This is a genomic window from Georgenia sp. Z1344 (assembly GCF_057652375.1).
This window is the reverse complement of the sequence record NZ_CM172728.1, coordinates 497,782-509,628: the sequence shown is the minus strand read 5'-3', so window position 1 is coordinate 509,628 and position 11,847 is coordinate 497,782. Positions and strand designations below refer to the sequence as shown.

The window sequence follows — 11,847 nt, the reverse complement described above, 5'->3', positions numbered from 1 at the left end:
GACCCCGTGAGCAATCCCCATCCTGAGCTGTCCACGCCCCCCGCCCTCGCGAAGGGCACCATGCGCATCGTGCCCCTGGGCGGGCTCGGCGAGGTCGGCCGCAACATGACCGTCTTCGAGTACGACGGCAAGCTGCTGATCGTCGACTGCGGCGTCCTGTTCCCCGAGGAGCACCAGCCCGGCGTCGACGTCATCCTCCCGGACTTCGGCTACATCGAGGACCGGATGGACGACGTCGTGGGCGTGGTCCTCACGCACGGCCACGAGGACCACATCGGCGCCGTGCCCTACCTCCTGCGCCTGCGCAAGGACATCCCGCTGCTCGGCTCGCGCCTCACGCTGGCCTTCATCGAGGCCAAGCTGCGCGAGCACCGCCTCACGCCGGTCCTCGAGGTCGTCGCCGAGGACGAGCGGGTGACCAAGGGCCCGTTCGACCTCGAGTTCGTCGCCGTCAACCACTCGATCCCCGACGCGCTGGCCGTGATGATCCGCACCGGCGCCGGCTCCGTCCTGCACACCGGCGACTTCAAGATGGACCAGCTCCCGCTCGACGGTCGGATCACCGACCTGCGCGCCTTCGCGCGGCTCGGGACCGAGGGCGTCGACCTGTTCATGACGGACTCGACGAACGCCGAGGTCCCTGGGTTCACCGCCAACGAGCGGGACATCGGCGGCGTGCTCGACCAGGTGTTCGGGCAGGCCGAGGGCCAGATCGTCGTGGCCTCGTTCGCCAGCCACGTCCACCGCGTCCAGCAGGTCCTCGACGCCGCCGCCCTCCACCGCCGCAAGGTCGCCCTCATCGGCCGCTCGATGGTGCGCAACATGGGCATCGCCGCCGACCTCGGCTACCTCACGGTCCCGCCCGGGGTGCTCATCGACCAGAAGAACATCGACTCGATCCCGCCGCAGGACCGCGTGCTCATGGCCACGGGGTCGCAGGGCGAGCCGATGGCGGCCCTGTCCCGGATCGCCAACCGCAACCACAAGGTCGACGTCGGTCCCGGCGACACCGTGATCTTCGCGTCCTCCCTCATCCCGGGCAACGAGAACTCCGTGTTCCGGGTGATCAACGGGCTCATGCGCCTCGGAGCGAAGGTCGTCCACCAGTCCAACGCCAAGGTGCACGTCTCCGGGCACGCCTCCGCCGGCGAGCTCCTGTACTGCTACAACATCGTGCGGCCGAAGAACGTCATGCCCGTGCACGGCGAGATCCGCCACCTCGTGGCCAACGGGGCGCTCGCCGTCCGCACCGGGCTGCCCGCCGAGCGGGTCGTGCTCGCCGAGGACGGCGTCGTGGTCGACCTCGCCGACGGGCGCGCGCGGATCGCCGGCGCCGTCGAGTGTGGGTACGTCTACGTCGACGGCAGCTCGGTCGGTGAGGTCACCGAGACCGAGCTCAAGGACCGGCGCATCCTCGGCGAGGAGGGCTTCATCTCGATCTTCGCCGTCGTCGACCGCCAGCACGGCACCGTGGTCGCCGGGCCGGACATCGAGGCGCGCGGCATGGCCGAGGACGCCGGCGTGTTCGACGACATCCTCCCCGACGTCACGGCCGCCCTCGAGGAGGTCGCCGGCCGCGGGAACGCCGACACGCACCAGATGCAGCAGGCCATGCGCCGCGTGGTGGGCCGCTGGGCGTCGCGCCGCCTGCGCCGCTCGCCGATGATCCTGCCGACGGTCGTCGAGGTCTGAGCCGCCGCGTCGGGGCCCGTCTCGGGCCCCGACGACGAAGGGCCGGGTTCATCGAGATTGCGGTTGGGGCCCCAACCGCAATCTCGACGAGCACCAACCGCAATCTCGACGAGCACCAACCGCAATCTCGACGACGAGCGGGGCTGTCAGCGCGGCAGGCAGGCCGTCGCGATGCGGTCGACGATCTCGGTGAGGATCGCCTCGCTGGTGGCCAGGGTGAGCCGGACGTGGCCGGCCGCGGCGACGCCGAAGCTCGGACCGTCGCCCGGCAGCACTCCGTGCTCGCGCAGCCGGAGGGCGGGGGAGTCGCCGAGGCCGTAGGCGCGCAGGTCGACCCACCCGAGGTAGGTGCCCTCGGCCGGGGCGACGACGGCCTCGGGCAGCCGCTCGGCGACGAGCCGGGCGAGCAGGTCGTGCCGCGAGTCGATCGTCGCGTTGAGGCCGGCGAGCCAGTCGTCGGCGTCGGTGTAGGCCGCGGTCACCGCGAGGACGCCCGGCGTCGAGCACTCCTTGGGCAGGTGCGCCGCGTGGGTGTCCCATCCGCGCGCCGCCTCGGGGGTCGAGGCGATCAGCTGGGCGCACCTCAGCCCCGGCAGGTTGAACGACTTCGACGCCGAGGTGGCCGTCACCGAGTGCGCCGCCGCCACGGGGGAGAGGCTCGCGTACGGGACGTGCACGTGACCGGGGCGCACGAGCGAGGCGTGGATCTCGTCCGCGAACACCGTCGCGCCGCTCCTGTCGACGACCTCGGCCAGCGCCTCGAGCTCGGCGCGCGTGTGCACGCGGCCGGTCGGGTTCTGGGGGTTGCACAGGACGAACAGGTCGCCGGGCCTGAGCGTGGCCCAGATCGCGTCGAGGTCGAGGACGTGGCTCGCCCCGTCGCGGGTCATCGGGACCTCGACCAGCTCGACGTCCCGCCGCTCGGCGACGGCGAAGAACATCGGGTAGGCGGGCGTGGGCAGCACGACGCGGGCGCCGGCGGGCAGGCGCCGGATGAGCTCGTGCATCGCGGACAGGACGTCGGGCAGCAGGCGGACCTGGTCGGGGTCGATCTCGACGCCGTGCTGGCGCGTGCGGAAGGCCGCGGTCGCCTCGACGCAGTCGGCGATGAGCCCGGGCGAGAGGTAGCCGAACAGCTGGGCGTCCACCGCCCGGTGCAGGGCCTCGACGACCGCCGGGGCCGTGCCGAGGTCGGACTCGGCGATGAACGAGCCGTACGCCTCGGCGTCCGGCTGCCACGAGACGCGTCCGCGCAGCGCCCGCAGCGCGGCGACCTCGGCGGCGTGCCCGGCGGTGGCCGCGTCGTTCGTCGTCGTCGGGCTCGTCCCGGCGGTCGTCCGTCCCACAGTCACGCGTCACTCCTCATCGGTCGGCCAACGGTGCGATGGTGTCGAGCGCACGCTCGAACCTCGCCACATTGTCCTCCTCGCTGCCGATGATCACCCGGTCGATCTCGAACATGACCAGACCGTGGACGAACGCGCAGACGGTGACCGCGGTCTCGAAGACCTCGTCCTTCGGCGCGTCCGGCGGGCTGAGCCGGCGCACGGCACGCAGGGTCGAGCGCAGACCGTTGACGCCGGACAGGTCGAGGTCGCCGCGCCGGGCCGCCACCACGCCGAACGCCCGGTACATGTGCGGCATGTCGAGGGCCGCGCGCCGGTAGGCGAGAAAGAGCTCCCGGATGTCCTCGCGGGGGTCGTCGTGGACGGGCCGGGCCTCGATGTGCGCCCGGAACTCCTCGAGCCCCCGCGCCGCCACCTCCTCGATGAGGCTGTCGCGCGAGCCGAACAGGGCGTACACGCCCGCCGTCGTCGTGCCCGCCTGGGCCGCCACCGCGCGGATCGAGACCGCGAGCTCGCCGCCCTCCGACAACGCTCGCCCGGCGGCCTCGAGCAGGTCGTTCCGGAGCGCGTCGTCGTAGGGGCGTGGCCGAGGCATGGACGCAGGGTAGGTCGGTGGGCGCCGGCGCGCGGGCCGACCGGGCGGGGAGGTCGATCCGTGCACGCGGGCGCCGGGAGCAGGAACGGTGTGATCCGGGGCGGCCCGGCGCGCATCTCTCGGGCCCCGCGCGTTCCGGCGGCTATCGTGGCCCCCGATGGCTACCCGTGCGACTTCCCCCTCACGGCCGGCCCCGGCGGCACGCGGTGCGTCCTCCTCGCCGGCGCGTCCCACGCGCCCGCGCGGCGGTGCATCCGGCTCGAAGGGGTCGGCGAGCTCGTCGCGCGGCGGCGGCAACGACAAGAGACCGACCGGCAAGGGAGGCGGCGTGCGAGGCACCGACGACGGCTCGTCGGGCGGACGCGGCTCGCGCGGCAGCATCCCGTCGGGGTTCCGCAACGACGCCATCGCCCTCGGCCTGCTGGCGCTCGCGATCGTCATCGCCCTGCGCGAGTGGTTCGGCCTCTCCGGCCTCGCGGGCGTCCTCATCCACCACGCGGTGGCCGGCCTGGTCGGGGTGCTCGGCCGGCTCGTGCCGATCGTCCTCGTCGTCCTCGCCGTGCAGCTGTGGCGGGAGGACCCCGAGGATCCCGACGACGACGTGCGACCCCACGTCATCATCGGCGTGACGATCCTCGGGCTCGCCGTGGCTGCCTGCATCCACATCTTCGCCGGCTCGCCGTCCCCGATGGACGCGTTCTCCGACGTCGAGGACGCCGGGGGGCTCGTGGGCTGGGTGCTCGGCACGCCGCTCAACGCGCTGCTCTCCCCGTGGGGCGCGATCCCTGTCCTCGTGCTGTTCGGCCTGTTCGGGGCGCTCGTGCTCACCGGGACGCCGATCCGCGCGCTGCCCGAGAAGGCCCGGCGCGCCGGCGCCTGGATCTCGGGCCACACCCCGGCGGTCCGCCGCGGCGCCGAGGACGGGGACGACGACGAGGAACCCGGCTCCGGACCGCGCGGACGTCGCAAGGGGCGCGGCGCCGACCGCACCGAGATGCTCGACCGGTACGCCGGTGACGACGCCTTCGACCAGGCGGCCGAGGTCGGGCCCGGTCCCGCCGCCGGTCGCGGCCGGGGGACGGCTGCCGGGCGAGGTTCCGGGGCTGCGGCAGGGAGCGACGCCGGGTACGACGACGAGGCAGACACCGCACCCCGCCGCGCGAACGCCCGCCGCGTGCGCCGGCCCAGCCCGCACGACGTGGCCGTGGCCGCCTCCGAGCCGACCGGCGCCGCGGACCCCGCCGCCGACGCCGAGGGCGTGACGACCGCCGCCGGGCTCGCGGCGCGCGGCGGCGCGGGTGCGGCCGGTGCCGCCGGAGCGGGCGGCGACGGTGCGGACGCCGACGGCCCCGAGGCACCGCCGACCCGCACCCTGCCCGCGAGCGGCGAGCAGCTCACCCTGCCCGACGGCGACTACGAGCTCCCCGAGGAGTCCCTCCTCGAGCAGGGCCCGCCCCACAAGGTCCGCTCCGCGGCCAACGATCAGGTCGTCGACGCGCTCACGCAGGTGCTCGACGAGTTCGGCGTCGACGCCTCCGTCACCGGGTTCTCCCGGGGGCCGACGGTCACGCGGTACGTGCTCGAGCTCGGCCCCGGCGTCAAGGTCGAGCGCATCACCGCGCTGTCCCGCAACATCGCCTACGCCGTGGCCAGCGCCGACGTCCGGATCCTCTCGCCGATCCCCGGCAAGTCCGCGATCGGCGTCGAGATCCCCAACACCGACCGTGAGTCCGTCGCCCTGGGCGACGTGCTCCGTTCCGCGGTCGCGCGGGCGAGCGACCACCCGCTGATCGTCGGCGTCGGCAAGGACGTCGAGGGCGGCTACGTGGTCGCGAACCTCGCGAAGATGCCGCACATGCTCGTGGCCGGTGCCACCGGGTCCGGCAAGTCGAGCTTCATCAACTCGATGATCACCTCGGTGATGATGCGCGCGACGCCGGAGCAGGTCCGCCTCGTCCTGGTGGACCCCAAGCGGGTCGAGCTGACGATCTACGAGGGCATCCCGCACCTCGTCACCCCGATCATCACCAACCCGAAGAAGGCCGCCGAGGCCCTCGAGTGGGTCGTGCGCGAGATGGACATGCGCTACGACGACCTCTCGACATACGGGTACAAGCACATCGACGACTTCAACGCGGCCGTGCGCGCCGGCAAGGTGAACCCGCCGCCCGGGAGCGAGCGGGTCGTCTCGCCCTACCCGTACCTGCTGGTCGTCGTCGACGAGCTGGCGGACCTCATGATGGTCGCCCCGCGCGACGTCGAGGCCTCGATCCAGCGGATCACCCAGCTCGCGCGCGCCGCCGGCATCCACCTCGTGCTCGCCACGCAGCGGCCGAGCGTCGACGTCGTCACCGGACTCATCAAGGCCAACGTGCCCAGCCGCCTCGCGTTCGCCACGTCCTCGCTCGCCGACTCCCGCGTGGTCCTCGACCAGCCGGGCGCCGAGAAGCTCATCGGCCAGGGCGACGCCCTGTTCCTGCCCATGGGCGCGAGCAAGACGATGCGCGTCCAGGGGTCGTGGGTGGGCGAGAGCGAGATCCACCAGGTCGTCGAGCACGTGAAGTCCCAGGCGGACCCCGTCTTCCGCGAGGACGTCACCGCGCCGGTGGCCAAGAAGCAGGTCGACGAGGACATCGGCGACGACCTCGACCTGCTCCTCCAGGCCGCCGAGCTCGTGGTGACCAGCCAGTTCGGGTCGACCTCGATGCTCCAGCGCAAGCTGCGCGTCGGGTTCGCCAAGGCCGGGCGCCTCATGGACCTGCTCGAGTCGCGCGAGATCGTCGGCCCCTCCGAGGGGTCCAAGGCCCGCGACGTCCTCGTCCAGCCCGACGACCTGCCCGGGACTCTTGCCATGCTCCGCGGGGAGGACGCGCCCGCCCCGCAGGGTGGGGGTGCCGGCGAGGTCGGCGTGGCCGGCGGCGGTGACGTCCCGTTCGACGCGGCCGCTGCGGCGGGCGAGGGGCAGACCGAGGTCGTGGCGCCTCCGCGGTGGGACGACTACGGCGACGACGAGGGGTCCGGCGAGGACGCCTGGGAGCTGACCGACCGGCGCTGAGCGGCTGCCGGGCGGTGCCCGGAGCGGCTGCTCAAGGTAGCGTAGGAGTCCTGCTCAAGGTAGCGTAGAAGTCCTGCTCAAGGTAGCGTAGGTGCGTGGAGTACACGCGACGGACGGTCGATGCCGAGCTGGACGAGTTGATGACGCTCGCTCCGGCGATCGCCATCGACGGGCCGAAAGCGGTCGGCAAGTCGGCAACCGCGACCAGGCGGGCCGATCACAGCTGGTTCCTCGACGACCCCGACCAGCGCGAGCTCGTGGCGGCTGATCTCGGGTTGGACGGAGCTCCGTCGGGCACGTTGCTGCTCGACGAGTGGCAGCGACTCCCTGCGGTCTGGGACTCGGTGCGGCGAAAGGTCGACGGTGGTGCTCCGCCCGGGCGTTTCCTTCTCACGGGCAGCGCGTCACTCGATCCTGCCTCGTCCGTGCACAGTGGCGCGGGCCGGTTCATCTCCTTGCGCATGCGACCGATGGCTCTGCACGAGCGTTGGTCGGATGCTCCGACGGTGAGCCTGCGCGCACTCCTCTCGGGTACGGCGGGCGTCCTCTCCGGCGCGACCGATCGCGTACTGCCCGACTACCTCGGTGCCATCGTCGAGAGTGGATTCCCTGGAATTCGTCGAGGCGCGGAGCGACTGCGGCGGGCCCGGCTCGAGGAGTATCTCGACCTCGTCGTCGAACGTGACCTGCCGGAGCTCGGCCATACGGTGCGGCGGCCGGCGACCCTGCGACGCTGGCTCTCCGCGTATGCCGCTGCGTCGTCGACGACCAGCAGCTACTCCGCGATCCTCGACGCGGTGACGGCGGGCGACGGGAGTCAACCCGCGAAGACCACAACCATCGCGTACCGCGAGATGCTGACGCGGCTGTGGCTGCTCGACCCGGTTTCGGGCTGGACGCACAGCCGTCGGCCGCTGAGTCGTGTCCAGCAGGCGCCGAAGCATCAGCTCGCCGACCCGGCTCTCGCTGCCCGACTGCTCGGGCTGACCGCCAGCTCGCTCGGGAGTGGTGCCGGCGCGAGCATGGCCGGGCCGCTGTTCGAGTCGCTCGCCACGCTCGGCGTGCGGGTCGCGGCGCAGGCTGCCGAGGCTCGTGTCGGGCACCTGCGCACCCGGAACGGGGACCGGGAGGTCGACCTTGTCGTCGAAGGGACGGACGGGCAGGTCGTCGGGATCGAGGTCAAGCTGTCCTCCTCGGTGGCGGACACCGACGTCCGGCACCTCCTCTGGCTGCGGGACCAGCTGCCGGAGGACGTCGTGGACCTCGTCGTGCTGACGACGGGACGGCAGGCGTACCGCCGCCGGGACGGTGTCGCCGTCGTGCCGCTCGCCCTGCTCGGTGCCTGACCTGCTCAGGACTCGCGGTCGACGACGACGATCCGCACGTCGTGCAGGATGCCGCCCTCGACGACGGCCGTCATCAGCGTGCAGTCCGGCTGACGCCGGCGGTCGGTGGGCGAGCCGGGGTTGAGGAGGCGGATGCCGCCCGGCGTCGTCGTGTCCCAGGGGATGTGGCTGTGCCCAAACACGAGGACGTCCGGGGGGTCGTCCGCGAACGCGGCGTCCGCGCGGCGCTCGCGGCCCTGGGCGGCGCCCGTCTCGTGGACGACGGCGAGGCGCAGCCCCTCGACGTCGGCGCGCGCGACCTCGGGGAGCCGGGCGCGGAGCTCGTCGCCGTCGTTGTTGCCGTGGACGGCCAGCAGCCGGGCGGAGCGCTCCTCGAACGCGTCCAGCGTGGCGGCGTCGACCCAGTCGCCGGCGTGGACGACGACGTCGGCCCGCTCGACCTCGCGCCACACGTCACCGGGGATCCGGCGCGCCCGGGCGGGCACGTGGGTATCGGCGACGAGCACGAGGCGCGTGGTCAAGGTCAGCTGCGGGGCTCGACCCGCGGGGGCTCGCCGGTCGGCTCGGCCGGGGTGTCGAACGAGGCCGGCTCGTCGCCCATGAGCTCGTCGAGCCACGAGTTGTACGACTCGATCTGGGCGGGGTCCCAGGCGGTCGTCGTCGGGTCCTCCAGCGCGGCGTGCAGCGGCACGAGGCCGTAGTCGCCGTTGGAGTCCATCACCGTGCCCATCCACTCGACGGAGTCCACGCGGGCCGGCCCCTCGGCGGGCACCGTGATCGTCGCCTGCGTCATGAGGCCCACGGCGGTCTCCATGATCGTCGAGCTGCCCGGCTGCTGGCTGGCCAGCGAGTTGCCCATCGACCAGACGACCCACATGCCCTGCCCGTCGACGCCGCCCTCGAGCTGCTCGATCGGCTGCGGCGTGTGGGGGTGCGAGCCGAGGACGAGGTCGATCTCGCCGGAGTCCGCGAGGCGCTGGGCGGCGTCCTGCTGGTAGGCGCTCGGGGCGAACGTGTACTCGTCGCCCCAGTGCATCGAGGCGACGACGACGTCGGCTCCCGCCTCCCGCGCGGCGATCGCCTGGTCGACGATCGGCTCGTCGTCGATGAGGTCGACGAGGTGCGGCTCGGCCACGGGGATGCCGTTCGTCGAGTACGTCGCCGCGAGGTGGGCGACCGTGACCTCGCGGCCGTCGCGCTCGAGCACGTACATCTGGGGCGTGGCCTGCTCCTCGGGGGTGCGGGCCGTGCCGGCGTAGCCGAGGCCGTGCTCCTCCATCACCTCGATGGTGCGGATGACGCCGTCGGTCTGCTGGTCCACGGAGTGGTTCGTCGCCGTCGAGCAGCCGTCGTACCCGGCGCGTCCGAGCAGCGGGACGATGTCCTCCGGCGCGGCGAAGACGGGGTAGCCCGCCGGCTCGGCACCCTCCTGGGCGATCGGCACCTCGAGGTTGCACAGCGCGAGGTCGGCACCCTCGATGTAGGGGGCGACCGGCTCGATCATCGGCCAGTAGTCGTAGGAGCCGTCGTCCTGGATCGCCTCGGCGTTCATCAGGGGGTAGGTGATGACGTCGCCGGCTGCGGCGAGCGTGAAGGTGACGTCGTCGCCCGCCTGCGCGGCGTCGTCGGACGGGGTCTCGCCGCCCGACGCGCTCTCGCCGCCGGAACCGCCCGGGGCGTCGTCGCCCGAGCCGTCGCCGTCCTCCGCCGGCGCGCCGGGCGGGTCGTCGGCGGCAGGCTCCTCGGACTCGGAGCCGGACGCGAGGCGCATCGCGAGGACGACCAGGCCCACGGCGAGGGCGATCACGAGCACGACGACGAGCACGAGCTCGGCGGTCCGGGACAGACGAGGCATGTCCGAAGGGTGCCACGCCGAGCCGCCCGGGCGGGAGAGACGGGCGGTGGGGACCTACCCTGGGCGCATGACGACGCCTGCCCCCGGTGCCGCGCAGGCGCCCCTGTGGAACATCGCGAACATCCTCACGATGCTCCGGATCGTCCTCGTGCCGGTGTTCGTCGTGCTGTTCCTGAAGGACGGCGACGCGATGCGCTGGGCCGCCGCCGCGGTGTTCATCCTCGCCGCGATCACGGACAAGCTCGACGGCTACCTCGCGCGCTCGCGCAACCTCGTCACCGACTTCGGCAAGCTCGCCGACCCGATCGCCGACAAGACCCTGGTGGGGGCGGCGCTCATCCTGCTGTCGTGGGCGGGCGACCTGCCGTGGGTCATCACGATCGTCATCCTCGTGCGCGAGCTGGCCGTCACCGTGCTGCGGGACGTCATGCGGCGCCGCGAGGTCGTCATGCCGGCCTCCCAGGGCGGGAAGCTGAAGACCGTCCTCCAGCTCGTGTTCCTGTCGATGATGCTCGTGCCCTGGGTGTCGTTCCTCCCGGAGTCCGCGGCCGACTCGATCGTCACCGTCGCCCTCGTCATCGCCTGGGCCGCCATGGGCGTGGCGCTCGTGACCGGCGTCCAGTACTTCGTGGCCGCCGCGCGGGCGATCCGCGAGGCGCGGGACACGGGCGCGGGAGCCGGACCTCGTGCCGGCGCGTGACAGACCGGTGCCGGACTCGGCGCCCGGTTCGCCCCGGGCCGGCTCCGTGGCCGACCCGACCGGACCTCTCGTGCCGGGCGTTGCTCCCGACCCGAGCGGACCTCTCGTGCTGCCCGCGGCACCCGACCCGCTCGGCCCGCTCGTCGCGGCGCTCGCCGGGCGCGGGCTGCGGATCGGCGTGGCCGAGTCCCTGACGGCGGGCGCACTTGCCGCCCGGCTCGCCGCCGTGCCCGGCGTGTCCGCGGTGCTCCGCGGGGGAGTGGTCGCCTACGCGAGCGACCTCAAGATCGCCCTGCTCGACGTCGACGGCGACCTCCTCGCCGCCGGCGGACCCGTCCAGGCCGAGGTCGCGGCGCAGATGGCCCGCGGTGCGGCACGGGTGCTGGGGGCCGAGATCGGGCTCGCCACCACCGGCGTGGCGGGACCCGGACCCGCCGACGGGAACCCGGCCGGCACCTTCCACGTGGCCTGCGCCGGGCCGGCGGGCGTGCGGACGCGCTCGTGGCTGGTCGCCGGGACGCGCCCAGCTGTTCGCGCGGCTGCGGTCGACGCGGCGCTCGCGCTGCTGGCGGACGTCGTCGCCGAGGTCGAGCCCTAGGCGGAGATCCGGACGTCGGCCGGGCCCGGTCGGTCCGTGCTCGACTGCGGGCCGCGTCCGCGCTCGACGGCCGTCCACATGCGCGTCCGGGGGCGGGCCGCATACGTGTCCGGTGGGCGGGAACAGATCCGACCCGGACGGTGTTGTGCCCGGTGATGATGCCCTCGACGAACATCGCCCGACCCATCGGTCCGCCCGACAGGCGGGACGACCCCCGCCCCGGTTCCCGCCAGGCGCCCCGCGCCAGGTACCGTATCTCCACACCCGTCGTCGACGAGACGACGACCGAGCCCGACGAGAGGGGGACCCCCGTGCTGCTGCGCAACGTGATCGGCGACGTGCTCCGCGAGGTCCGTCAGCGTCAGGGCCGCACCCTGCGCGAGGTGTCCTCGGACGCCAAGGTCTCGCTCGGCTACCTCTCCGAGGTGGAGCGCGGGCAGAAGGAGGCCTCCTCCGAGCTGCTCGCCTCGATCTCCGAGGCTCTCAACACCCCGCTGAGCCACATCATGCGCGTGGTCTCCGGCCGCCTCGCGGCCCACGAGCCCGTGCGCGTCCCGGACACCGTGCCGGACGAGTTCCTCGACGAGCTCGCGCCCGCCGCGCCGTGATCCGCTGAGGCCGGTCGGCCGGCTGCACTCCTCGACGACGCCCTCGCCCTCG

At 73.3% G+C, this 11,847-nt stretch carries 10 protein-coding genes; 6 read left to right on the top strand and 4 right to left on the bottom strand.

Annotated features, from left to right (window positions below; translation table 11 throughout):
* Positions 1 to 60: 60 nt before the first annotated feature.
* Entirely contained in the window at positions 61 to 1,692 is a 1,632-nt protein-coding gene (locus AC24FB_RS02255; protein WP_463653751.1) for a ribonuclease J, read from the top strand.
* Between the two features lie 146 nt (positions 1,693 to 1,838).
* On the opposite strand, the gene AC24FB_RS02250 is transcribed toward AC24FB_RS02255, so the two are convergent.
* Together AC24FB_RS02250 and AC24FB_RS02245 are read right to left on the bottom strand one after the other, a co-directional pair.
* On the bottom strand, positions 1,839 to 3,044 hold the full coding sequence (locus AC24FB_RS02250; protein WP_425713003.1) for a MalY/PatB family protein: 1,206 nt from the start codon (positions 3,042 to 3,044) through the stop codon (positions 1,839 to 1,841).
* Between the two features lie 10 nt (positions 3,045 to 3,054).
* Entirely contained in the window at positions 3,055 to 3,633 is a 579-nt protein-coding gene (locus AC24FB_RS02245) for a TetR/AcrR family transcriptional regulator (RefSeq protein ID WP_425713004.1), read from the bottom strand.
* A gap of 328 nt (positions 3,634 to 3,961) precedes the next feature.
* Between AC24FB_RS02245 and AC24FB_RS02240 the strand changes: the two genes are divergently transcribed.
* Together AC24FB_RS02240 and AC24FB_RS02235 are read left to right on the top strand one after the other, a co-directional pair.
* Positions 3,962 to 6,688 (top strand): FtsK/SpoIIIE family DNA translocase, encoded by a 2,727-nt coding sequence (locus AC24FB_RS02240; protein ID WP_425713005.1) that lies wholly within the window; start codon positions 3,962 to 3,964, stop codon positions 6,686 to 6,688.
* Positions 6,689 to 6,783: 95 nt separating this feature from the next.
* Positions 6,784 to 8,034 carry an ATP-binding protein gene (locus AC24FB_RS02235; protein ID WP_425713006.1) on the top strand — a complete coding sequence of 417 codons (1,251 nt, stop codon included), beginning with the start codon at positions 6,784 to 6,786 and terminating at the stop codon, positions 8,032 to 8,034.
* A 5-nt stretch (positions 8,035 to 8,039) separates the two neighbouring features.
* On the opposite strand, the gene AC24FB_RS02230 is transcribed toward AC24FB_RS02235, so the two are convergent.
* Complete coding sequence (locus AC24FB_RS02230) at positions 8,040 to 8,555, bottom strand: metallophosphoesterase family protein (protein WP_425713007.1); 516 nt, start codon at positions 8,553 to 8,555, stop codon at positions 8,040 to 8,042.
* Between the two features lie 2 nt (positions 8,556 to 8,557).
* Positions 8,558 to 9,889, bottom strand: a complete 1,332-nt coding sequence (locus AC24FB_RS02225; RefSeq protein ID WP_425713008.1) for a CapA family protein — start codon at positions 9,887 to 9,889, stop codon at positions 8,558 to 8,560.
* Between the two features lie 67 nt (positions 9,890 to 9,956).
* On the opposite strand from AC24FB_RS02225, the gene pgsA reads away from it, so the two are divergent.
* The 3 genes from pgsA to AC24FB_RS02210 all read left to right on the top strand — a co-directional run bounded on the left by pgsA (position 9,957) and on the right by AC24FB_RS02210 (position 11,795).
* Positions 9,957 to 10,589 carry a CDP-diacylglycerol--glycerol-3-phosphate 3-phosphatidyltransferase gene (pgsA, locus tag AC24FB_RS02220; protein ID WP_425713009.1) on the top strand — a complete coding sequence of 211 codons (633 nt, stop codon included), beginning with the start codon at positions 9,957 to 9,959 and terminating at the stop codon, positions 10,587 to 10,589.
* A 106-nt stretch (positions 10,590 to 10,695) separates the two neighbouring features.
* On the top strand, positions 10,696 to 11,187 hold the full coding sequence (locus AC24FB_RS02215; protein WP_425713010.1) for a CinA family protein: 492 nt from the start codon (positions 10,696 to 10,698) through the stop codon (positions 11,185 to 11,187).
* A gap of 155 nt (positions 11,188 to 11,342) precedes the next feature.
* Entirely contained in the window at positions 11,343 to 11,795 is a 453-nt protein-coding gene (locus AC24FB_RS02210) for a helix-turn-helix domain-containing protein (protein WP_425713011.1), read from the top strand.
* The last annotated feature ends 52 nt before the right edge of the window (positions 11,796 to 11,847 follow it).

Coding starts and splice junctions, on each gene's coding strand:
- AC24FB_RS02255 (WP_463653751.1), top strand. CDS start 61: ATGCGCATCGTGCCCCTGGGCGGGCTCGGCGAGGTCGGCCGCAACATG.
- AC24FB_RS02245 (WP_425713004.1), bottom strand. CDS start 3,633: ATGCCTCGGCCACGCCCCTACGACGACGCGCTCCGGAACGACCTGCTC.
- AC24FB_RS02225 (WP_425713008.1), bottom strand. CDS start 9,889: ATGCCTCGTCTGTCCCGGACCGCCGAGCTCGTGCTCGTCGTCGTGCTC.
- pgsA (WP_425713009.1), top strand. CDS start 9,957: ATGACGACGCCTGCCCCCGGTGCCGCGCAGGCGCCCCTGTGGAACATC.
- AC24FB_RS02210 (WP_425713011.1), top strand. CDS start 11,343: ATGATGCCCTCGACGAACATCGCCCGACCCATCGGTCCGCCCGACAGG.